This window comes from Pseudarthrobacter sp. W1I19 (assembly GCF_030817835.1).
Classification (GTDB): Bacteria; Actinomycetota; Actinomycetes; order Actinomycetales; family Micrococcaceae; genus Arthrobacter.
The window spans coordinates 3124881-3147451 of the sequence record NZ_JAUSZR010000001.1 but is presented as its reverse complement, the minus strand read 5'-3'; the positions used below and the strand labels follow the sequence as shown (position 1 = coordinate 3147451).

General features: G+C 65.3%; 20 protein-coding genes. 13 read left to right on the top strand and 7 right to left on the bottom strand.

Annotation, left to right across the window (positions count from 1 at the left end):
- Nucleotides 1-69 precede the first annotated feature (69 nt).
- Together QF038_RS14655 and QF038_RS14650 are read left to right on the top strand one after the other, a co-directional pair.
- Nucleotides 70-1608: an amino acid permease gene (locus QF038_RS14655; protein ID WP_307610793.1), complete on the top strand. Its 1539-nt coding sequence runs from the start codon at nucleotides 70-72 to the stop codon at nucleotides 1606-1608.
- The gene (locus QF038_RS14650; RefSeq protein ID WP_307610792.1) at nucleotides 1605-3338 is read left to right on the top strand and encodes an NAD(P)/FAD-dependent oxidoreductase; all 1734 of its coding nucleotides are present in this window, start codon (nucleotides 1605-1607) and stop codon (nucleotides 3336-3338) included. Before QF038_RS14655 ends, QF038_RS14650 begins: the two co-directional genes overlap by 4 nt.
- 32 nt (nucleotides 3339-3370) lie before the next feature.
- Here QF038_RS14650 and QF038_RS14645 read toward each other — a convergent pair whose 3' ends face one another.
- From QF038_RS14645 to purU, 3 genes are read right to left on the bottom strand one after another with little or no spacing between them, the layout of a single operon-like run.
- Nucleotides 3371-3889: a gamma carbonic anhydrase family protein gene (locus QF038_RS14645; protein WP_307610791.1), complete on the bottom strand. Its 519-nt coding sequence runs from the start codon at nucleotides 3887-3889 to the stop codon at nucleotides 3371-3373.
- Nucleotides 3890-3909: 20 nt separating this feature from the next.
- Nucleotides 3910-4569 carry a class I SAM-dependent methyltransferase gene (locus tag QF038_RS14640; RefSeq protein WP_307610790.1) on the bottom strand — a complete coding sequence of 220 codons (660 nt, stop codon included), beginning with the start codon at nucleotides 4567-4569 and terminating at the stop codon, nucleotides 3910-3912.
- Nucleotides 4570-4597: 28 nt separating this feature from the next.
- Nucleotides 4598-5458, bottom strand: a complete 861-nt coding sequence (purU, locus tag QF038_RS14635) for a formyltetrahydrofolate deformylase (RefSeq protein ID WP_307610789.1) — start codon at nucleotides 5456-5458, stop codon at nucleotides 4598-4600.
- Nucleotides 5459-5732: 274 nt separating this feature from the next.
- On the opposite strand from purU, the gene glyA reads away from it, so the two are divergent.
- The 10 genes from glyA (at nucleotide 5733) to QF038_RS14585 (ending at nucleotide 15113) form a co-directional block, all read left to right on the top strand.
- Nucleotides 5733-7031 carry a serine hydroxymethyltransferase gene (glyA, locus tag QF038_RS14630; RefSeq protein ID WP_307610788.1) on the top strand — a complete coding sequence of 433 codons (1299 nt, stop codon included), beginning with the start codon at nucleotides 5733-5735 and terminating at the stop codon, nucleotides 7029-7031.
- A 3-nt stretch (nucleotides 7032-7034) separates the two neighbouring features.
- The gene (locus QF038_RS14625) at nucleotides 7035-7937 is read left to right on the top strand and encodes a bifunctional methylenetetrahydrofolate dehydrogenase/methenyltetrahydrofolate cyclohydrolase (protein ID WP_307610787.1); all 903 of its coding nucleotides are present in this window, start codon (nucleotides 7035-7037) and stop codon (nucleotides 7935-7937) included.
- A gap of 134 nt (nucleotides 7938-8071) precedes the next feature.
- Nucleotides 8072-9049: an ABC transporter ATP-binding protein gene (locus QF038_RS14620; protein WP_307610786.1), complete on the top strand. Its 978-nt coding sequence runs from the start codon at nucleotides 8072-8074 to the stop codon at nucleotides 9047-9049.
- A complete protein-coding gene (locus QF038_RS14615) occupies nucleotides 9042-9902 on the top strand; it encodes an ABC transporter permease (protein ID WP_307610785.1) in 861 nt (286 codons plus the stop codon). Before QF038_RS14620 ends, QF038_RS14615 begins: the two co-directional genes overlap by 8 nt.
- Nucleotides 9899-10732, top strand: a complete 834-nt coding sequence (locus tag QF038_RS14610; protein ID WP_307610784.1) for an ABC transporter permease — start codon at nucleotides 9899-9901, stop codon at nucleotides 10730-10732. Before QF038_RS14615 ends, QF038_RS14610 begins: the two co-directional genes overlap by 4 nt.
- A gap of 129 nt (nucleotides 10733-10861) precedes the next feature.
- Nucleotides 10862-11419: a hypothetical protein gene (locus QF038_RS14605; protein ID WP_307610783.1), complete on the top strand. Its 558-nt coding sequence runs from the start codon at nucleotides 10862-10864 to the stop codon at nucleotides 11417-11419.
- Nucleotides 11420-11429: 10 nt separating this feature from the next.
- A complete protein-coding gene (locus tag QF038_RS14600; RefSeq protein ID WP_307610782.1) occupies nucleotides 11430-12263 on the top strand; it encodes an exodeoxyribonuclease III in 834 nt (277 codons plus the stop codon).
- Nucleotides 12264-12282: 19 nt separating this feature from the next.
- A complete protein-coding gene (gene trpS, locus QF038_RS14595) occupies nucleotides 12283-13326 on the top strand; it encodes a tryptophan--tRNA ligase (protein WP_307610781.1) in 1044 nt (347 codons plus the stop codon).
- 4 nt (nucleotides 13327-13330) lie between these two features.
- Entirely contained in the window at nucleotides 13331-14026 is a 696-nt protein-coding gene (locus tag QF038_RS14590) for a 2'-5' RNA ligase family protein (RefSeq protein ID WP_307610780.1), read from the top strand.
- Nucleotides 14027-14063: 37 nt separating this feature from the next.
- On the top strand, nucleotides 14064-15113 hold the full coding sequence (locus QF038_RS14585) for a YihY/virulence factor BrkB family protein (protein WP_307610779.1): 1050 nt from the start codon (nucleotides 14064-14066) through the stop codon (nucleotides 15111-15113).
- A gap of 11 nt (nucleotides 15114-15124) precedes the next feature.
- Here the strand turns inward: QF038_RS14585 and QF038_RS14580 are convergent, their stop codons facing one another.
- Nucleotides 15125-17374: a hypothetical protein gene (locus tag QF038_RS14580; protein WP_307610778.1), complete on the bottom strand. Its 2250-nt coding sequence runs from the start codon at nucleotides 17372-17374 to the stop codon at nucleotides 15125-15127.
- Nucleotides 17375-17618: 244 nt separating this feature from the next.
- On the opposite strand from QF038_RS14580, the gene QF038_RS14575 reads away from it, so the two are divergent.
- Complete coding sequence (locus QF038_RS14575; protein WP_307610777.1) at nucleotides 17619-18920, top strand: ABC transporter substrate-binding protein; 1302 nt, start codon at nucleotides 17619-17621, stop codon at nucleotides 18918-18920.
- A 38-nt stretch (nucleotides 18921-18958) separates the two neighbouring features.
- On the opposite strand, the gene QF038_RS14570 is transcribed toward QF038_RS14575, so the two are convergent.
- From QF038_RS14570 to sdhA, 3 genes are all read right to left on the bottom strand, one after another.
- Entirely contained in the window at nucleotides 18959-19729 is a 771-nt protein-coding gene (locus tag QF038_RS14570) for a S9 family peptidase (RefSeq protein WP_307610776.1), read from the bottom strand.
- 153 nt (nucleotides 19730-19882) lie between these two features.
- A complete protein-coding gene (locus tag QF038_RS14565) occupies nucleotides 19883-20665 on the bottom strand; it encodes a succinate dehydrogenase iron-sulfur subunit (protein ID WP_091423158.1) in 783 nt (260 codons plus the stop codon).
- Between the two features lies 1 nt (nucleotide 20666).
- Entirely contained in the window at nucleotides 20667-22466 is a 1800-nt protein-coding gene (gene sdhA, locus QF038_RS14560; protein ID WP_307610775.1) for a succinate dehydrogenase flavoprotein subunit, read from the bottom strand.
- Nucleotides 22467-22571 lie beyond the last annotated feature (105 nt).

Sequence of the window (22571 nt, the reverse complement as noted above, 5' to 3'; positions counted from 1 at the left end):
CGCCTCACAGCCCTACTGTGAATGAGGGGAAACCAGTTCAAGCAGCCAACGAAAGAACGGACGTCAACGATGACTGTGCCTACACTCTCCGGCCGGGCAGGGGCCGCGCAAGCCGCCCGTCCCGCCCTGGGCGCCCAGCTCCTGCGCCGCAAGCCCATCGGGCAGATGGTCAACGAGGCTGAAACCTCCGGCGGTGGCCCGCGCCTGGTCCGCAGCTTCGGGGTCCTCCAGCTCACCATGATCTCCGTAGGCGCCACTTTGGGCACGGGCATCCTGGTGATCCTGGGTGAATCCGTCCCGTTGGCAGGACCGGCCATCTGGATTTCCTTCGCGATTGCCGGCCTGGCCGCACTCCTGTCCGCGGTGTCCTATGCGGAGATGGCAGGACTGGTGCCTGTGGCCGGTTCCAGCTACTCCTACACCTACGCCACCATGGGCGAAGGAATGGCCTGGATCTGCGGCTGGTGCCTGGTACTGGAGTACGCGGTGTCCGTGGCTGCAGTTGCCGTGGGCGCGGGGCAGTATGTCAATGAGGCCCTCGCGGTGTTCGGTGCCGTCCTTCCCGACGCCGTGTCCCAGCCACCCGGCGACGGCGGCGTGGTGAACATTCCTGCCATGGTCATCGTGGTGCTCGCCACCATCCTCCTGGTCCGGGGCGCCAAAGAGAGCGCCTGGATCAATACCGCCATCGTGGTGGTGAAGGTGGGCATTCTGCTGTTCTTTTGCGCGGTGGCCTTCACGGCCTTCGACGCCGGTAACTTCGAACCGCTGCTGCCCATGGGCGCCGCCGGCGTTTCGGCCGCCGCGTCCCGTGTGTTCTTCTCCTACATCGGCTTTGATGCCGCCTCCACGGCAGGTGAAGAAGCGCGCAACCCCAAGCGGGACCTGCCCCGGGCCATCATGCTGTCCATGCTCATCGTCACCACCATTTACGTCCTGGTTGCCGTCGCCGCCATCGGTGCCCGGCCTTGGGGCTGGTTCGACGGTACAGAGGCGGCCCTCGTGAAGATCCTTGAGGAAACCACCGGGCAGCCGTGGATCGCCCTGGTCTTCGCGGTGGGAGCCGTGCTGGCCATCGCCAGCATTGTCCTCACGGTCCTCTACGGGCAGACCCGCATCCTGCTCTCCATGGCGCGTGACGGGCTTATTCCCCAGGTCTTCGGCCGCGTCTCCCGCCGCACAGGCACCCCCGTGGCCGGCACGCTCCTGGTGGGAACCGCCGTCGCCCTCACCGCCGGACTGGTACCGCTGGGCGCCCTCGCGGACGCTACCAGCATTGGCACCCTGTTCGCTTTCGCCCTGGTGAACGTCGCCGTGATCTACCTCCGCCGCACCCGGCCGGAACTGGAGCGCACCTTCCGCGTGCCGTTCTTCCCGCTGACACCCATCCTGGGCGCCGTGATGTGCGCCTACCTGATGGCCAACCTCGGCGCGGACACCTGGGTGGTCTTCGCCCTCTGGATGCTGGTGGGCGTTGCGGCGTACTTTGGCTACGGGCGCCGCAACTCCAAGGTGGCGGCACTGAGCAACGAAGAATACCGCGAGCTGTCCGGACCGAACCTTTCAACCCAGCAAAACCCCGAACCGACGAAGGCAGAACTTCCATGACCATCGCCACCGAACTGCCGGCCTCCGACCCGTCCAGCACCTTAGCCGCCCCGGCCGCGGCTGCAGCTGCCGGGGGAACCGCCGCGGGTCCCATCACCATGCTGAACCCGGACTTCCCGTTCAGCTACGACCACTACCTGGCGCACCAGGATGGTTTGGGATCCGCCCCGGCCGAACTGCTGGGCACTGAGGTCGCCGTCATCGGGGCAGGACTTTCCGGGCTGGTCACTGCCTATGAGCTAATGAAGCTGGGGCTGCGGCCGGTGGTGTACGAAGCCGACCGCATCGGCGGGCGCCTGCGCACTGCCTCATTCCCTGCGGCACCGGGCGTGGTGGCAGACCTTGGCGGCATGCGCTTCCCGGAATCAGGCAAGGCGTTCTACCACTACGTGGACCTGCTCGGCCTGGAAACCGAGGAGTTTCCGAATCCGCTCTCCCAGGCAACGTCCAGCACGGTGATCGAGCTGGCGGGCCAGAAACATTATGCAGAAAAACCCAGCGACCTGCCGCCGTTCTTCCGCGAAGTGGCGGATGCCTGGAAAGCGGCGGTCAATGACGGGGCCAAGTTCGCCGAGATGCAACAGGCCATCCGGGCCAGGGATACCGGCCGGATCAAGGAACTGTGGAACGAACTGCTGCCGCTGATGGACGAGCAGACCTTCTACGGCTTCATCGCCGCCAGCGACTCTTTCAAGAAGGCTGGGTTCGCGCACCGGGAAGCCTTTGGCCAGGTGGGCTTCGGCACCGGCGGCTGGGACACCGATTTCCCCAACTCCATCCTGGAAATCCTGCGCGTGGTGTACACGGATGCCGATGACCAGCACCGGCTCATCAGCGGGGGAGCACAACGCCTTCCCGAGGCACTCTGGCAGCACGCGCCGTCGGGCATGGCGCACTGGCCGGAAGGAACCTCCCTGTCCTCACTGCACTCCGGCTCGCCCCGCGGTGCCGTGGGCAGGATTAGCCGCGACCCGGACGGAAACCTGCGGATCCGCGAACGCTGGGGCCGTGAAGCCAGCTACCCGGCGGTGGTGACCACCTGCCAGTCCTGGCTCCTGTCCACCCGGATCCACACGGAGGAAGCCCTCTTCCCGGCAGAACTCTGGACGGCTATCGAGCGCTCGCACTACATGCAGTCCTCCAAAACGTTTGTGATGGTGGACCGGCCGTTCTGGAAGGACATCGACCCTGACACCGGCAACGAGGTCCTGTCGATGACCCTTACCGACCGCCTCAACCGGGCCACGTACCTGCTGGACAACGGCCCGGACCAGCCCGCCGTCATCCTGCTCTCCTACACCTGGAACGACGACGCGCTGAAGTGGCTGGCGCTTGATGCGGACGAGCGCGTTGAACTCATGCTGCACTCACTTGAGCAGATCTACCCCGGCGTGGACATCGCGGGCCACATCGTGGGCCAGCCCATCACCGTCTCCTGGGAGGCCGACCCCAACTTCATGGGCGCCTTCAAGGCCAACCTTCCCGGGCACTACCGGTACCAGCAGCGGCTGTTCACGCACTTCAAGCAGGACAAGCTGCCCGAATCACAGCGCGGCATCTTCCTGGCCGGTGACGACGTTTCCTTCACGGCCGGCTGGGCGGAAGGTGCCGTGACCACGGGCCTGAACGCCGTGTGGGGAGTGCTGAACCACCTGGGCGGCGCCTCTGCCCCGGGCAATCCCGGGCCCGGCGAACTGCTGGACGAGATCGGGCCTATTTCGTTGGACTGAGATTAGGCCCGGCGGTTGAGCCTGTCGAAATCTCAGCCGTGGAGGTTCCGGTGCGCTGCAGCCAACTCGACGTAGCGCGCCGCGTTGGCCCGGACGCCGTCGTACTCCTCATCGGTGAGTGCGCGGCGCACCTTGCCGGGGACGCCCGCCACGAGTGAGCGGGGCGGGACCACCGTGCCTTCCAGCACCACGGCGCCGGCCGCAACAAGCGAGCCGGCGCCAATCACCGCGCCGTTCAGTACTGTCGCGCCCATGCCGATCAGGCAGTCGTCCTCCACAGTGCAGCCATGCACGACCGCGGCGTGCCCCACGCTGACGCGCTCGCCCACTGTGCAGGGGAATCCGGGGTCCGCGTGCAGCACCACGTTGTCCTGCAGGTTGCTGCCGGCGCCCACCGAGATGGCGGCAGTATCGGCACGGACCGAGACACCGTAGAACGCGCTGGCGTCCGCGGCCAGGGTGGCGTTGCCGATGATCGAGGCTGTGGGGGCAACAAAAGCGGAGGGGTGGACGGCCGGGGTATTCCCGGCGAAAGGGTAAAGAGGAGCCATGGCCCAAGCCTAGGACATCCCTACTTGGGGCCAGGGGTGCGCAGGATGAGGAACTGGTAATGCTGGGTCCAGAGCCCCGCACCGGGCCCCGACTCGGGACCGGTTCCCTCCGGCCACGTCACAAACTCCTCGACGGTGCCATGGCGGCCAAAGACCTCGCGTACCGTGGCATCGCTGCGCCTGCTGAAGAAGCGAGGTTCGACGTCGTCCTCGGGGTTAAGGACCTCTTCATCGTCCCCGGACCACAGCCCGACGGCGATGGGCGCGCCGGGAGCGGCCACGCGGGTCAGCTCCGCCAGTACCGCATCGATATCACGGGCGGGAACGTGCAGCAGCGTGCTCATCGACCACATCGCCGGGAACGAGCCGTCCGGGAAGGGCAGCCGGCGCGCACTGGCCACCGAGACATCGAGCCCACGGCTACGCGCCCACCGGACCTGGCCTTCGGCGATGTCCACGCCTGTGTAATGGATCCCGGCCTGCACAAATTGCAGCCCGTCCAGGCCGGTTCCCGCCCCTATCTCCAGGATCGCGTGGCGCCCCTCGTACTTCAGGAGGGCAATGAAGCGTTCGCGCTGTTCCACCCGGTGGTGCGACGGCGGGTGGTCGGCACCGGACGCGGCGCGGCCGTTGTAGAAATCGGCAAGGCGCCGCTCGCCGTGGTCCGATTCCGCGTCCATTGCGCCTCCGGGGGAGGGTGGCTACACCCTAGTTAAAGACGACTGTCCGGTTGCCATCCAGCAGCACACGGTGCTCCGCATGCCACTGCACCGCCTGGACCAGCGTGCGGCCTTCCACGTCTCTGCCCATCTGGACAAACTGCTCCGGAGTGCGGGCGTGGTCAACGCGGATCACTTCCTGCTCGATGATGGGGCCCTCATCCAACGCCGCCGTCACGTAGTGGGCAGTGGCGCCGATAAGCTTCACGCCGCGCGCGTGGGCCTGGTGGTAGGGCTTGGCGCCCTTGAAGGACGGCAGGAACGAGTGGTGGATGTTGATGGCTTTGCCGGTGAGGTCGGTGCAGAGCTCGTCGGAAAGGATCTGCATGTACCGGGCCAAAACGGTCAGTTCGACGTCGTGCTCGGCGATGATGGCGCGGAGCTTGTCCTCGGCCTGGACCTTGGTGTCCTTGGTGACCGGGATGTGGTGGAACGGGATGCCGTAGAACTCGGCAAGCCCGGCAAGGTCCTGGTGGTTAGACACAATGGCGGGGATCTCAATGGGAAGGGTGCCGGAGCGCTGCTGGAACAGCAGGTCGTTGAGGCAGTGTGCGGAGGTGCTGGCCATCACCAGGGTGCGGACCTTCTGGCCCGCCGCATTGAGGCTCCACTGCATACCAAAGGCGCCGGTCACGGGCTCCAGGGCGGCCCGAAGCTCGGCGGCGGGGGCCGCCGTCGTTACTTCGACGCGCATAAAGAAGTTGCCCGTGGCGGGGCTGCCGTACTGCTGCGAATCCGTAATATTGCACCCCGCCGCCAGCAGGGCGCCGGCCACCGCATGGACGATTCCCGGGCGGTCCGGGCAGGACAGGGTTACTACGTACGCTTGGTTCAGCTGCTCTTCAGTCACGCGTACAAGCCTACCCGCGCACGAGGGGCCGGATTTGGTACGCTGGGGAGGTCGCAACTGGCGTTGGGTGGCTAACCACCAGGGAGCGGCAATCACGAAGACCACGGATCGTACGCCTGGGCCGAGGGTCATGTCTTGCCGGAATTGGGGCTGCACCTGCGTCAGTACTGCAGCGCCATACCCGCGCTTTCACGCCTGTCACAAGGCAGTGTGCAAGCGCGCCAGCCGGTAGCCTGACCTAAGCAGTGCCCGTATCCCTAGCCAGGAGTTCTTCGTGACTACTACAGCCACTTCAACCACCGCCGTCAGCAATCAGCCGCTGGCTGAGCTTGACCCCGAAATCGCAGCAGTCCTGGACCAGGAGCTCGGCCGCCAGCGCGGCACCCTGGAAATGATTGCCTCCGAAAACTTCGCCCCCCGCGCCGTGATGGAGGCCCAGGGCTCAGTCCTCACCAACAAGTACGCTGAGGGTTACCCGGGCCGCCGCTACTACGGTGGCTGCGAATATGTTGACGTTGCCGAGCAGCTGGCCATCGACAGGGTCAAGGCACTCTTTGGCGCCGAGTACGCCAACGTCCAGCCGCACTCCGGTGCCCAGGCCAACGCCGCTGCACTGTCCGCCATGATCACCCCGGGCGACAAGATCCTGGGCCTGTCCCTGGCCCACGGCGGCCACCTGACGCACGGCATGAAGCTCAACTTCTCCGGCAAGCTCTACAACGTGGCTGCCTACCAGGTGGAGGAAGACAACTTCCGCATCGACATGGACAAGCTGCGTGAGCAGGCCATAGCCGAAAAGCCGCAGGTCATCATCGCCGGCTGGTCCGCCTACCCGCGCCACCTGGACTTCGCTGCCTTCCGCTCCATCGCCGATGAGGTGGGCGCACTGCTCTGGACCGACATGGCACACTTCGCCGGCCTGGTTGCCGCCGGCCTGCACCCGAGCCCGGTGCCGCACTCCGACGTCGTCACCTCCACCGTGCACAAGACCCTCGCCGGTCCGCGCTCCGGTGTGATCCTGGCCAAGCAGGAGTGGGCCAAGAAGCTGAACTCCAACGTGTTCCCGGGCCAGCAGGGCGGCCCGCTCATGCACGTTATTGCGGCCAAGGCCGTGGCCTTCAAGATCGCCGGCACCGAGGAATTCAAGGAGCGCCAGGAGCGCGTGCTGGAAGGCGCCAAGATCATCGCTGACCGCCTTAACCAGGCTGACGTCGCCGAAGCCGGCGTCTCGGTCCTGACCGGCGGAACGGATGTGCACCTGGTCCTGGTTGACCTGCGCAACTCGCAGCTGGACGGGCAGCAGGCGGAAGACCTCCTGCACTCCGTGGGCATCACCGTTAACCGCAACGCTGTTCCGTTCGACCCCCGCCCGCCGATGGTTACCTCCGGCCTGCGCATCGGCACCCCGGCCCTGGCAACCCGCGGCTTCGGTGCCGCCGAGTTCACCGAGGTGGCCGAGATCATCGCCACCGCGCTGAAGGCCGGCACCAGCGCCGACGTCGAGGCCCTGCAGGCCCGCGTGGACAAGCTAGCCGCCGACTTCCCGCTGTACCCGACGCACGAGCAGTGGTGACCCATGACTGAAGCAACCAAGACCGCCCGGATCCTCGACGGACGGGCAGCAGCAGCGGCCATCAAGGCCGAACTGACTGAGCGTGTGGCGGCCCTGAAGGCCAGCGGCATCACCCCCGGCATCGCCACGGTGCTGGTGGGCGCGGACCCCGCCTCCCAGCTGTATGTCTCCATGAAGCACAAGCAGTCGGTGGAGATCGGGATGAACTCCATCCAGCGCGAGCTTCCCGGCGACGCCACCCAGGAGCAGGTTGAGGCCCTCATTGACGAACTCAATGCGGACCCCACCTGCCACGGCTACATCGTTCAGCTGCCGCTTCCCAAGCACCTGGACACCGACGCCATCCTTGAACGGATCGACCCCGACAAGGACGCCGACGGCCTGCACCCCACCAACCTCGGCCGGCTGGTGCTCAACGTCAACGGCAAGATCACCTCGCCGCTGCCGTGCACACCCCGCGGTGTCATCGAGTTGCTCCTGCGCAACGACTACGACCTCAAGGGCAAGCACGTGGTGGTGGTTGGCCGCGGTGTGACGATCGGCCGGTCCATCGGGCTGCTGCTGACCCGGCGCGAAATCAACGCTACGGTGACGCTGACCCACACCGGCACCACCAACATGTCCGAGTTGCTGCGCCAGGCGGACGTCATCGTGGGCGCGGCCGGTGCCAAGCACATCGTCAAAGCCTCGGACGTGAAGCCCGGTGCTGCCGTACTGGACGTTGGTGTCACGCGCGAGACCGACCCCGAGACGGGCAAGAGCAAGGTCCACGGCGACATCGATCCTGCTGCCGCCGAGGTAGCCGGCTGGATCTCTCCGAACCCTGGCGGCGTCGGTCCCATGACCGTGGCGCTGTTGATGACCAACGTGGTGGAAGCCGCGGAGCGCAAGGCGGGCATCGCCTAAGGGCACTCTCAGACAAGTACGACGGCGGCAGGCACCTTCCCCAGCGAAGGCGCCTGCCGCCGTCGCACTTAACACGGTTGTGTTAAGGAGGACGGCACTACCGTTTAGCGGGTGGCTGAACTAGTCTGCGGAGGGTGCACAACGAAGCCATCCTGCCCTCCACAACCCGGGCCGGCGGCCGGAAGACGCCCCGCACGGTCATCACCGCCGAAAACCTCACCAAAAAGTACGGCGACGTGGCCGCCGTGGACGGTATCTCCTTCAGTGTCCCGGCGGGCGAGTCGTTCGGCCTGCTGGGACCCAATGGAGCCGGCAAGTCCACCACCATGAAGATGATCGGCGGTGTCACCGGCCGCACCTCCGGCAGCCTTGAAATCATGGGCCTGGACCCGGACGCGCACGGGCCTGAAGTGCGCGCACACCTGGGTGTGGTGCCGCAGCAGGACAACCTGGACGAGGAACTGCGGGTCCGCGACAACCTCCTGGTCTACGGCCGGTATTTTGGCCTGCCGATGAGCTACCTGAAACCGAAGGCCGACGAACTGCTCGAGTTCGCGCAGCTGACCGACAAAGCGAAGTCCAAGGTGGATGCGCTGTCCGGCGGCATGAAGCGGCGCCTGACAATCGCCCGCTCGCTGATTAACGAACCCCGGATCCTGCTGCTGGACGAACCCACCACCGGCCTGGATCCGCAGGCCCGGCACATTCTCTGGGACCGGCTGTTCCGGCTCAAGGAGCAGGGCGTCACGCTGATTCTCACCACCCACTACATGGATGAGGCGGAGCAGCTCTGCGACCGGCTGATCGTGGTGGACAAGGGCCGCATCATGGCCGAGGGGTCGCCGGCGCAGCTCATCCGCGACCACTCCACCCGTGAGGTGGTGGAGCTGCGCTTCGGCTCCGAACGGAACACCACCATCGCCGCCGAGCTGGACGGCATTGGGGAGCGGCTTGAGGTGCTGCCAGACCGGGTGCTCATTTACGCGCACGACGGCGAGTCCGCCCTTGAGCAGGTAGCGGCCCGCGGCCTGAGGCCGCTGACATCGCTGGTCCGCAGGTCCTCGCTGGAGGACGTGTTCCTGCGGCTGACGGGCAGGAGCCTCGTTGACTGACGAGACGTTGACGGGGGCGGCCGCCCGTGCCCTTCCGGCGGCGCACAGCCCTGGAGTGGCGGCGGCGAAGGCGCGCCGCTGGGGTGCTTTCTACTACATGGAGCATGTGCTCCGGGTGATGAAGGGCTACAGCTGGTCCCTGCTGATGTACAGCGTGGGCCACCCCGTGGCTTACCTGTTCGCGATGGGCGTGGGCCTCGCCACCCTCGTGGACGCGCAGGGTGCAGGAGCTTTCGGGGGAGTGGGGTACGTGACGTTTGTGGCGCCGGCCCTGCTGGTCTCCGCGGCGGTGATGACGGCAGCCAACGAATTCACGTTCCCCGTGATGGGCGGATTCAAGTGGCGCCGAACGTACTACGGCCCGCACGCTTCGCCGCTGGCGCCCCAACAGATCGCGGCGGGCCACATCATGGCGGTGACCCTGCGGTTCCTGCTGCAGTCTGCCATCTATTTTGCTGCGGTTGCACTGTTCGGCGCCGCTCCGGGCGGATGGGGATGGGTGGCCATCCTGGCAGCCACGCTGGCTGCGCTCTCCTTTGGTTTGCCGCTGATGGCTTATTCGGCGTCGATAACGGAGGACAAAGGCCAGTTCGCACTGGTGATGCGCTTCATTGTGATGCCGCTGTTCCTGTTCTCCGGGACCTTCTTTCCGCTGGACACCCTGCCGCTGGCGGTGCGGTGGATCGGCTGGATCTCGCCGATCTGGCACGGGACCGAGCTGGGACGCGTCTTTACGTACGGCTACCAGGAACCGCCGCTGCTGACCGCCGTGCACGTGCTGGTGCTGGTGGGCCTTGCGGTGGCGGGTTGGTTCCTGACGAGGCGGCAGTTCGTGTTGAGGATGGGGCGATGAGCGCCGGAGTGTCCGTCAAGGGCGCCGCGGCGGCGGCCCGCAACAGGACGTTCGGGCCGTTGTACTCGCGCAACGCCAAGGCCGTGATTTCGCGCGGGCTCCTGGCCACCAAGAGCACCAACTGGCTGGTGATGCTCTCCGGATTCTTCGAGCCCGTCCTGTTTCTGGTCTCCATGGGAGTGGGGCTCGGCGCGATCGTGGGAGCGGTGCAGGGGCCGGGCGGCGGGGAGATCAGCTATGCCGCGTACATCGCCCCGGCCTTGCTTGCCGTTTCGGCCATGAACGGAGCCGTGTACGACTCCACCTGGAACGTGTTCTTCAAAATGAACTTCGCCAAGCTCTACCAGGGCATGCTGTACACCTCGCTGGGACCCCTGGATGTTGCACTGGGCGAGATCTTCCTGGCCCTGCTGCGCGGACTCCTCTACGCCCTGGGCTTCACGGCAGTGATGGGCGCGATGGGCCTGATCACCACTCCGTGGGCCCTGCTGATGGTCCCGGCGTCGGTGTTGATCGCGTTCGGGTTCGCGAGCATCGGGATGGGGATCACGAGCTTCCTGAAGACCTTCCAGCAGATGGACTGGATCAACTTCATCATGCTGCCCATGTTCCTGTTCAGCGCCACGTTCTACCCGCTGAGTGTCTACCCGCAGGCCATCCAGTGGCTCATCCAGGCCATGCCGCTGTGGCACGGGGTGGAGCTGCTGCGGCAGATCAGTGTGGGCACCTTCACGGCGGCCACGCCCGTCCACATTGGCTACTACCTGGTAATGACCGCCGCCGGCATGCTGCTCACCACCATGCGGCTGCGGCACCTCTTCCTGAAGTAGCCCGGCTCAACTGGCTGGCAGGTAACGCACTCAAAACGCGATTTGGGGGCGTTAAGTGCGAGTTAGTTGGGTGTTCGCCGGGGGTGGAAGGCGGCGGGAGCATGCCCGGGCGTTTGAGAGAATGGGTGCATGCAATCTCTGGGCAGCTCCAAGTCATCCTCCAAACCCGCCAGGGGCGGATTCTCGATGTTCCGCATCAGCGGGCCGGGACTGATGGTCCTCGTCACCGCGTTCGTTGTGGCAGTGATCTTCGCAGCCAACCAGAACGACGTCGTGGGCTGGGTGGTTGCCGTCATCGCCTTCTTCTGGCTGGCCCTTGCCTCCTTCGTGGTCTTCAGCATCCAGAAGGCCGCCAAAAAGGCCGGCGCGAAGCTGACCGAAGCCCAAAATGCCTTCACGACGGCGGCAGGTCGCGGCCCCTACGCCGGCGCGGACCAGGGCGGTACCCGGGTTGTTGCGGAGCGCAGCCAGGCGGACCAGGTCCGCGACCTCAAGCTGGACCACTCCTTCAAGATCGTCCAGGTGCAGATCCGTGTAGTGGAGGAGGAGCGGGCCAAGGGCGCTGCCGCCAACCAGGACACCATCAACAGGGCCCTGGAAACCATCGAGATCACCGCCACGAACGCCCGGGACATGATCAAGTCCTCCGGCAGCGGGGAACCGGTCACCGGAACCATCATCGACTAGAGTGGAGCGGGTGAGCTCGGCATTGAAGAAGGACCACCTTCGCATCGCATCCGTCAACGTCAATGGCCTTCGGGCTGCCTACAAGAACGGTATGGCGGCGTGGCTGGAGCCGCGCGAAGTGGACATCCTCTGCCTCCAGGAAGTCCGGGCGCCTGACGCCATCGTCGGCCAGCTGCTGGGCGAAGGCTGGCACATCCTGCACGCCGAGGCAGAAGCCAAAGGCCGTGCCGGCGTCGCCATCGCTTCACGCGAGGAGCCGCTGGAAACCCGCAACGGCATCGGCGACGACTACTTCGCGACGGCGGGCCGCTGGGTGGAGGCGGACTTCCGCTTCGCCGATGCAGCCGGACGCCCTGTCCAGCTCACCGTGGCCAGCGCCTACGTCCACTCGGGCGAGGTGGGGACCCCCAAGCAGGACGACAAATTCCGTTTCCTGGACGCGATGAGCACCCGCCTGCCGGAGCTTACCAAGCACAGTGACCATGCCCTCGTGGTAGGGGACCTCAACGTGGCCCACACGCCCAGGGACATCCGGAACTCGAAGGCCAACGTGAAAAAGGCGGGCCACCTGCCGGAGGAACGGGCGTATTTTGACCGTTTCTTCGGGGAGGACATCGGCTGGCAGGACGTCCACCGCAACCTTGCCGGGGACGTTGACGGGCCGTACACCTGGTGGTCCCAGCGCGGGAAAGCATTCGACAACGACACCGGCTGGCGCATCGACTACCACCTGGCCACACCGGAACTGACGGCCGGTGCCATTTCCGCCGTTGTTGACCGGGCAGCCTCGTGGGACACCCGCTTCTCCGACCATGCCCCGCTTGTAGTGGACTACCAGCTCTAAGCCCGAAGGTTTCCTCCCCATGACTAGCCAGACTTCCCCTGCCATCAAGAAGCGCATCCTCTCCGGAGCCAAGCCCACCGCGGACTCCCTTCACCTGGGCAACTACATCGGCGCCGTCCGCAACTGGGTGGACATGCAGGCCGAGTACGATGCTGTTTTCTTTATTCCGGACCTGCACGCCATCACCGTGGACTTCGATCCCGCAGAACTGGCCAAGCGCACCCGAATAGTGGCCGCCCAATACATCGCGGCCGGCATCGACCCGGATAAAAGCATCTTCTTCGTCCAGTCCCATGTGCCCGAACACGCGCAGTTGGCCTGGGCTCTGAACTGCATCACCGGCTTTGGTGAAGCGTCCCGGATGACCCAGTTCAAGGACAAGACCCAGAAGTCCGGTGCTGACGCCGCCACCCTGGGCCTGTTTGCCTACCCCACCCTGATGGCCGCGGACATCCTGCTCTACCAGACCGACCTCGTGCCGGTGGGGGAGGACCAGCGCCAGCACCTGGAGCTGACCCGGAACCTGGCCCAGCGGTTCAACACGAAATTCGGGGCAACCTTCACGGTGCCGGAAGCCACCATCGTGAAGGAACGCGCCAAGATCTATGACCTCCAGAACCCCAGTGCCAAGATGTCCAAGACAGGGGAGTCGCCCAACGGGGCCATCCAGCTGCTTGAGGACCCCAAGGTCGCGGCCAAGCGCATCAAGTCCGCCGTGACCGATGCCGGTACCGATATCCGGTTCGACCAGGAGGAAAAGCCGGGGATCTCGAACCTGCTGACCATCTACTCCTCCCTCACCGGCAAGCCCGTCGCCGAACTCGAAGCGGAGTACCAGGGGAAGATGTACGGCCATCTCAAGGTTGACTTGGCCGAGGTGGTGGTGGAATTCATTACGCCGCTGCGCGACCGGACCAACGAGCTGATGGATGATCCGGCGGAACTGGACCGGCTGCTGGCCCACGGCGCCGAGCGCGCCCGTGAAATTGCGTCGGTTACCCTCGGCCAGGTCTATGAGCGTATGGGCTTCCTGCCGTCCTTCTCCCTCGCAGGAGTCCGCTAGCGCCATGCCGTCCAGCAAAGTCACCGCAAGGGAAGGCTCCCGCTCCGTCCGAGCAGCGGGCAGGCGAGGCGACCCCCAAGGCGACCCGGCGGAGGACACCGGCGCGGCCGGGCATGGGCCGTCCCGGACGGAAGATATCAGCGTCGGCGTCATTCTGGGCTTCCCGCCGGAGGTGGCTGAGGAGCTGCAGCGCTGGCGGGCTTCCTTCGGGGATCCCCTCGCAGGAGTGGTCCCGGCCCACATCACGCTGGTGACCACCACGCCTACCCGGGACTGGGAGGCTACCCGGGAGCACGTGCGGGACGTGGCCCGCCGCCAAAGCCCCTTTATGGTCACCATCGCCGGTACCGGAACGTTCCGTCCCGTTTCGCCGGTGGTGTTCATCAACGTGGAGGAAGGTTTCGAGGCCTGCGTGGACCTCCACGAGAAGCTCCAGCAGGGCCCCCTCCAGCGGGATCTTCCCTTCGCCTACCACCCGCACGTCACCATCGCCCACGATGTTGCCCCTGAAAGCCTCGATGAGGCCGAAACGGTATTGAAGAACTACAGAGCCACCTTCCCCGTGGTTAGCATGGGACTCTACGAGCACGATGCGGACGGCATCTGGCAGCTACGGGAAGAGCTGGACTTTGGGACCGAAACTGACAACCATGCCGGGACCTGGTCCGCGGATGCCGGCGGAGCCTCCGCTTCCCACTGACCGCTCCCAACTTAAGCTCGCTGTCATTCAAAAGCGGATGGAATGGGGCAAGGTCCGGAGGTCCGACGGCGGCGCGCTGCCCAGCCTGCTGGCGATGGTCCAATGGCTGCTTGCCCGGCTCAACACGCTCCGGCCCCTGCGGGCCTTCCAGCACTACAATCTCCAGCGCGGCCCGTTGATGAGCGCCGGCATCGGCTTCAGGATGTTCTTCTCGATTACCGGCCTCCTCGCTACCGGCTTTTCCATCGCCGGCCTGGTGCTCCGGAGCCAGCAGGCACTGCTGGACACCATCATCGAGAGTGTCGCCCAAAGCGCACCCGGGCTCTTGAAGGTTGGCAACGGGGAAGGACTGGTCGATCCGAAGGACCTGTTGAACCCTGACGGGTTGGGCTGGACGGCCTTCATTGCAGCGATAGTCACGGTAATCACGTCGCTGGGTTGGATCGCCGGCCTGCGGGATGGCCTCCGCGGAGTCCTTCAGTTCCCGCCTTTGCGTGTCAACCCGGTCCTTTTGAAGCTGCGCGATGCCGGCACGTTGCTGCTGCTGGGCCTGGCCCTGGTCATCAGCGCCGGCGCCTCCTTGTTGTTCGGCACCGCCGCAGGCTGGGTGGCAGACTTCCTGCGGCTTGACGACGCCGTTGCCGGGCCACTGACGACCTCGGTAAAGATTGCGGTCCCGCTTGTCTTGAGCTGGGTTACGGCCGTCATCATGTTCCGGCTGGGAGGGAGCCTGAAGCTTTCGCGCAGAGCACTGCTGGAAGGCACTGTCCTCGCTGCGTTGGGTACCACCGTGCTGCAGGTCTTCAGTACCGAACTGCTTGCCGGGGCCGGACGAAATCCCCTCCTTGCGCCCTTCGCCATCATTATCGGCCTGCTGATCTGGTTCAACCTGGTGAGCCAGGTGTACCTCGTCGCAGCGGGCTGGGCGGCGGTCCGTGAGGCCGACCTGCACAATGGGTTGAACGGACATGAAAAAGGCACCCTTGGAGCCCGTCAGGTCCAGCCGGGCAAGGTGCCCGTCCACACGGACAATGGGACCCCGGCTACTGTCCGGCGCCGGGGTACTGGCGCGGCAAAACAGCGCTGATCCCGGCAGGGCTATGGTGCGGCCACCAGGCCTTCCCACGCCACAGTCCAGCCGGGCGGGAAACCAGGGGCATGGAGGTCCGGTCCGTTATCCCAGCCGGCGGCCATCAGTGCGACGGCGGCGAGGAGCCCGCCGTTGCCCGGCAGGTACAGCGGCAGTGAGTCCGTCTGGCGGTTGTGTCCGTTGGGCAGGACGGTGTTCTTCCCCGCGTCCATCAGGAGTGCGTTGACGGCAGCCTCCGGGTCGCCGAGGCGCGCCGCGGTCATGGCCATGACGGGATAGTCCCAGCCCCAGGTGCTGCCCCAGTCCCAGTCGGCAAGCACCTCCGCCAGTGTTGCCCGCATGATGTCCTTGTCGATGACGTCAGTCTCCGGCAGTACACCGAGTGCGCATAGCATCGAAGGATGATCCGTCCGGATGGTGAACGGCTCCACCTCAATGGCAGCGTAGACGCCATCGATCACCCGCGGCTGCACCATCCCGTCAGCCACCTCCTGCCAGGCCGGGATGGGCTCCAGCCCCAGCCTTTCCCGCCAGGCAGCTGCGACCCGAAGGGCCCACTGCCAATACGCGAGCTCGAACGTGGGGTTGGTGACTGAGCCTCGGATGCTGCCGTAGCTCTCCTGCGCAGGTATCAACGGAGGCCCCAGTTCAAATCCCCGGGAGGTTGGATGCGCGAAACTGGCCATAAACTCGGCCGTTTCGAACACGATGTCCCCGAATTCCTCCAGCACCTCACGGCCGGGGCGGGCGCGATACACGAGTTCGGCCAGGTGGATGGGGTGCGGCTGCTGCCAGATGAGGAACGTCCCGATGGGGCTGGGGCTCTCCCTGCCGTCGGGGCCCACCTGCTTGGGCCAACGGACGCCGTCGAAGCCTTGCGCCCTTGCAGTCGCGCGTGAAGGTTCCATCACAGTGGAGTACCAGCGCAAGGAGGGCAGCAGGAGTTCGGGACGGTTCCAGTGGGCAAAGTGGGCGGCATGCCACCAGTGCATTTCGAGGTGGAAGCGGCCGCGCCAGGAATTGCAGACCAACCCTGTTTCCTGCGGCGGCAGCGAGCCCGAGCAGTTGATGGCGGTCAAATACTGGGAGAGAACAATCCGGCGCTCCAGCTCCTTCGCCCGGGGATCGTCTGTCGCCTCCAGCTCAATGGCACCGCCGGAGGACCAGAACCGGGGCCAGTAGGCGGCGGAGGCATCGGCAACGGCACTGCCGGGGGACAGGGTGCTGCCCGGTGAAAGGCCGACGGCGGTTCCGGCCCCTGCGTCCTTGGCTGGCTTTGCCGCCACCCGGGACAGCCTGCTGTCACCCCGCGGGATGCAGCCGCCGGTTCCGTCTGGGATAAATGCAATGGCAAGGTCCATGGCATCCGCGTGGTCCTGGCCCTGGGCGGCGCTGCTGGGAGCGATTCGAAGGCGATGCTGCCCGGTTTGTTCCACCCTAAGGTTGTTGCCGGTGACCACCACCTCGTAGCGTGCAGCGTCCAACGTGCGCATAGCGGTCCAGCTGCTGGATCCGGCATGAAGTCCGAACGGCGCGGGTTCCCCGAGCATGGTGGTGTGGGCATCCGGGCGGTTCCAGTCCGCCGCATCGTGCCAGGCCTCGGAACCGTATGGGAAATCCATGGCCACCACCAGACCGTGCCTGAGCGCCGGCGACACCACGCGCAGTCCGATTTCGTCGCGGTCCGGGTGGCAGGCGGTGGTGACAGTGACCGGGTGGCCTGCCAGGGTAAAGCTGCTGCTCACCACGCCGGTCCACAGATCGAGCGTCTGCCGGGTGTGGGCTACATCGTCCCGTATGATTGCCCGTTCTGTTCCGTCCTCCACCAGCCGGAATCCTATGCGGCCCAGGTCCAGTCGGTGGGGGTTCGCCCTGAGCCACGTTTCCGCCCTGGAGGCATCCGTTTCCCGGTCATTAACGATGTTTCCCACCATGTCCACGTAGGGAACCGGTCCTCGAGGGGAGTCGTAGAGGACGGTGGAACCGGCGAGCCCGTACGGCTGCTCCGGGGGTGTCGAATGCCAGCCCCACTGGGCCTGCGTGCCCAGCAGGGTTCCCGCCGGCAGCTCGTCCCGTGCACCCACCGGGTAAGCGTCGGGGATTGACTGGAGTCCGGTGAGGTCCACGGTGAAAGCGAACTCGCCGTTACCCACGGAGACGGGGCTTCGGGGATCCAGGGTCCGCTGGCACACGTTGTGGCGCCGGACGAGTGCTTGCCTGTCGATGGCGGCGCTGTTGGCGGAACCGGTGGAAGACATTCCTGGCAGGCTGGTGGTGCTTTGGCTGTGCACGCTGCACGCCCTTCCGGTGCTGGTGCTGGACTGGGAGTGGAAACGCGCTTCGCCTAGAAACCGGTTTCCGAGGTTCCAATCCTTGTTCGCTGCGCCGGATACTGTCAACCCCACCCCGCCGGCCTAAAGCCCGTGCGCTACCCCTTGACCCTCGGCAGGCGTCCTTGATACGTTTCACGAAACCGCTTTCTGACTGGAAGAAGCTTGCCCAATGACGCGTAGAGTTTTTGGAAAAATCCGTAAATCAGTCGCAATACTCACTGCACTGGGCCTTCTGGGCGTCACGGCAGGATGCTCCAGCGCTTCGTCGAACCAGCCTGGGGACGGCCCTGTTGAAATCCGATTCTCCTGGTGGGGCAACGCAGGGCGGGCGGAGCTGACCAACAAGGCCATCGCCGAATTCGAGGCCGCCAACCCCAACATCAAGGTCAAGCCCGAATACGGGGACATCGGCGGGTACTTTGACAAGCTGGCAACACAGGTAGCGGCCAATGATGCCCCTGACGTGATCACCATGGGCGGCGCTTATCCGGCCGAATATGCCAACCGGGGGGCTCTCCTGGATCTCAGCAAGGTCAGCGGTTCCCTGGACCTGACAAAGATGGACCAGGGCGCGCTGGAGAACGGCCAGGTCCAAGGGAAGCAGTACGGTGTATCCACCGGCGCCAATGCCTTGTCAATCGTCGCCAACCCTGCGGTCTTCCAGGCCGCCGGTGTTGCCATTCCGGATGACAGCACATGGAGTTGGGACGATTTCGCGAAGGTCGCCTCGGACGTAACTGCCAAGAGCCCCAAAGGCACGTACGGAACGGCAACAGTCCTCACCCACGATTCGCTGGACGCCTTCGCTCGGCAGCACGGCCAGTCGCTGTACACCCAGGACGGCCGGCTCGGACTGGACCAGGGAACGGTCCAGGACTATTTCAACTACAGCTTGAAGCTGAGCGAGTCCGGCGCTGCGCCCAGTGCATCAGAGACAGTGGAGAAGCTCAACGTGAGTACGGAGCAAACCCTGATGGGCATGGGCAAAGCGGCCATGATGCTCACCTGGAGCAACTCGCTCACTGCGCTGAGCAAGGCATCGGGCGCGGATTTGAAGCTGCTCAAGCTTCCCGGCGAAAACCCCACCCCGGGGATCTGGCTGCAGTCGTCGCAGTTCTACACCATCTCCGCGCGGAGCAAGCATACGGACGCTGCCGCGAAACTGGTCAGCTTCCTGGTGAACAACGAGTCAGCCGCCAAAATCATCCAGAGCGACCGCGGAGTCCCCAGCAACCCTGAAATGCGCACGGCCATCAAGGACCTGCTGACGCCGCAGGGCAAGGTGGAGGCGGACTACATTGATGCGATCGGGAAGATGGACTTCGCCCCAACCTTCATCGGACCCACGGGATCCACTGCTGTCTCCGAGATCACGGCCCGCATCAACACTGAAGTCCTGTTCAAGCGGCTGACGCCGGAAAAGGCGGCGGAACAATGGATCAGCGAAAGTAAGGCCGCCATCGGCAAATAGGCGCACAGGTTGCCCAGCGGCCTGTCCCCGCGGGCAGGCTACTGGGCGGCGTCGAGGTATTGATCGGCCCAGGCAGCGATGATCCTTGCCGCCCGTGCCGCCTGGCCCTTCCCGGTGAGCAGGTGGTCGCTGCCTTCGAGGGATACGAAGTTCCGTGGATGCCGGGCGGTCTGGAAAATGGTGCTGGCGTTTTCGATCCCCACAGTGTTGTCCGTGGGGGAGTGGAGCACCATCAGCGGCTTGTGCAGCTGCTTGATGCAGTCCGTCAGGTCCGCGTTTTCCAGGTCCTCCACAAAATGCTTGCGGATCTCCACCCGCTTCCCGCCGAGGTCCACCTCGGCGCTGCCTTCACTGAGGATCTTGTCCAGGGCGGCGTCGAACACGTGGGCCACGTGCTTGGGTGAGAACGGCGCGCCAACGGTAGCGACGGCGTCGAGCTCGGGAATCTCGCGCGCTGCAGCGAGCACGGCCGCGCCCCCGAACGAGTGGCCTACCAGGAGGGAAATCACTTTCCCTTCGCTGCGCATGAACTCGGCAGCCTTTACGGTATCCGCCACTTTGTGGCTGAAGGAGCCTGCTGACCACTCGCCGGCGGACCCGCCCAGGCCCAGGTTGTCGAACCGCAGCATGCCCACGCCGCTGTCCGCCAGGGCCTTGCACATCCTCGACGCGGACGGCGCATCCTTGCCCAGAGTGAACCCGTGGGAGAAGACCCCCCAGCCCTTGACCGGGCCCTCCGGAATATCAATGATGCCGGAGAGCATTTCGCCGGTGGAACCGGCAAACGAGACTTTTTCGGAGCGGGACACGTTGTCCCCTTTCGTTTGGTACGAATGGCTGTGGGCCCACGCCCGCCGGGTTCCCTGGCCGAGCTTGCGAGGTCAGGGGGCGGGTGGGGAGAAACAACGACGGCGCCGATCCCCAAAAGTGGGGACGGCGCCGTCGTTCGCTAAATCCTTGTGTCAGATCTTGCGGGAGAGGATGGCCTGCTTGACCTCTTGGATGGCCTGGGTCACCTGGATGCCGCGGGGGCATGCTTCGGAGCAGTTGAAGGTGGTGCGGCAGCGCCACACGCCTTCCTTGTCGTTGAGGATCTCCAGGCGCATGTCGCCGGCATCATCACGGGAGTCGAAGATGAAGCGGTGGGCGTTGACGATCGCCGCCGGGCCGAAGTACTGGCCGTCGGTCCAGAAGACGGGGCAGGAGGACGTGCAGGCAGCGCACAGGATGCACTTGGTGGTGTCGTCAAAGCGCTCACGGTCCTCGGCGGACTGCAGGCGTTCCCGGGTGGGCTCGTGGCCCTTGTTGATCAGGAACGGCATCACTTCGCGGTAGGACTGGAAGAACGGTTCCATGTCCACGATGAGGTCCTTCTCCACCGGCAGGCCCTTGATGGGTTCCACCGTGATGGGCTTGGACGTGTCCAGGTCCTTCAGGAGGGTCTTGCAGGCGAGGCGGTTGCGGCCGTTGATGCGCATCGCATCGGAGCCGCAGACGCCGTGGGCGCAGGAGCGGCGGAAGGAGAGGCTGCCGTCGATTTCCCACTTGACCTTGTGCAGGGCATCCAGGACACGGTCCGTGCCGTACATAGTCAGGTTGTAGTCATCCCAGGTGGCCTCGCCGGAAACCTCCGGGTTGTACCGGCGGACGCGCAGGTGCACATCGAACGTGGGGATTTCGCCGCCACCGCCGACGCCGGCAGGCAGTTCAATCTTTGAGGCTGGCTCAGCGATTTCAGCGGTCATCTTAGTACTTCCTCACCATCGGCTCGTAGCGGGTAAAGACAACCGGCTTGGTGGCCAGGCGGATGCCGGCAATTGCTTCTGCCGATCCGTCTGCCGGGGCGTGGTCGTCCTTGTACGCCATGGAGTGCTTCATGAATTTCTCGTCGTCGCGTTCCGGGAAATCCTCGCGGAAGTGTCCGCCGCGGGATTCCTCACGGTGCAGGGCTGCCACGGTCATCACCTTGGCCAGCTCCAGCAGGAAGCCGAGTTCAACGGCCTCGAGCAGGTCAAGGTTGAAGCGCTTCCCCTTGTCCTGGACGTTGATGCGTTTGTAGCGCTCCTCGAAGGAGGCGATGTCGCGCAGGACCTGGTTCAGGGTGTCCGCGGTGCGGAACACCTGCATGTTGGCGTCCATGGTGTCCTGCAGTTCCTTGCGGATCTGGGCCACCTTTTCGTCGCCGGTGCCGTTACGGGCGATGTCCAGCAGCTCGGTGGTGTACGCCAGCGGGTTCTCCGGCAATTCCACATAGTCGGCCGTCTTGGCGTATTCGGCGGCGGCAATGCCGGCACGCTTGCCGAACACGTTGATGTCCAGCAGCGAGTTGGTGCCCAGGCGGTTGGAGCCGTGGACGGAGACGCAGGCAACCTCGCCGGCCGCGTAGAGTCCGGGGACTACGGTGTCGTTGTCCTGCAGGACCTCGGTGGTGATGTTCGTGGGAATGCCGCCCATGGCGTAGTGCGCGGTGGGGAACACGGGAACGGGCTCCGTGTAGGGCTCCACGCCCAGGTAGGTGCGGGCGAACTCGGTGATGTCCGGAAGCTTGGCATCGATGTGGGCCGGCTCAAGGTGCGTGAGGTCCAGGAGGACGTAGTCCTTGTTGGGGCCGCAGCCGCGGCCTTCACGGACCTCGTTGGCCATGGAACGGGCCACAATGTCGCGCGGGGCCAGGTCCTTGATGGTGGGGGCGTAGCGCTCCATGAAGCGCTCACCTTCCGAGTTGCGGAGGATGGCACCTTCGCCGCGGGCGGCCTCGGAGAGGAGGATGCCCAGGCCGGCGAGGCCGGTCGGGTGGAACTGGAAGAACTCCATGTCCTCCAGGGGGATACCGCGGCGGAAGGCGATGCCCATGCCGTCACCGGTGAGGGTGTGGGCGTTGGAGGTGGTCTTGAAGACCTTGCCGGCACCGCCGGAGGCAAACACTACGGACTTGGCCTGGAAGACGTGCAGTTCGCCCGAGGCGAGGTCGTAGGAGACCACGCCGGCAACGCGCTTCTGCTTGTACGGCGTGCCGTCTTCGCGAACGGCGTCCTCTTCGACCGTGAGCAGGTCCAGGACGTAGTACTCGTTGTAGAACTCAACGTTGTGCTTGACGCAGTTTTGGTACAGCGTCTGCAGGATCATGTGGCCGGTGCGGTCTGCGGCGTAGCAGGCGCGGCGGACGGGGGCCTTGCCGTGGTCGCGGGTGTGGCCGCCGAACCGGCGCTGGTCAATCCGTCCTTCGGGCGTGCGGTTGAACGGCAGGCCCATCTTTTCCAGGTCGAGCACGGCGTCGATGGCTTCCTTGGCCATGACCTCCGCGGCATCCTGGTCCACCAGGTAGTCACCGCCCTTGACGGTGTCGAACGTGTGCCACTCCCAGTTGTCTTCCTCGACATTGGCCAGGGCAGCACACATGCCACCCTGCGCCGCACCTGTGTGCGAGCGGGTGGGGTAGAGCTTGGTCAGTACTGCTGTGCGGGCGCGTTGACCGGATTCGATCGCGGCGCGCATGCCAGCGCCACCGGCACCGACGATGACGACGTCGTACTTATGGACCTGCATACCAGACGCTCTTTCTCTCAAAATTCGCAATAAAACAACGGGCGGGCGTTGCCTGCTCCGCAACACAAGGCCCGCGGTTGTACCCGCGGGCCCGGGATGGTGCCG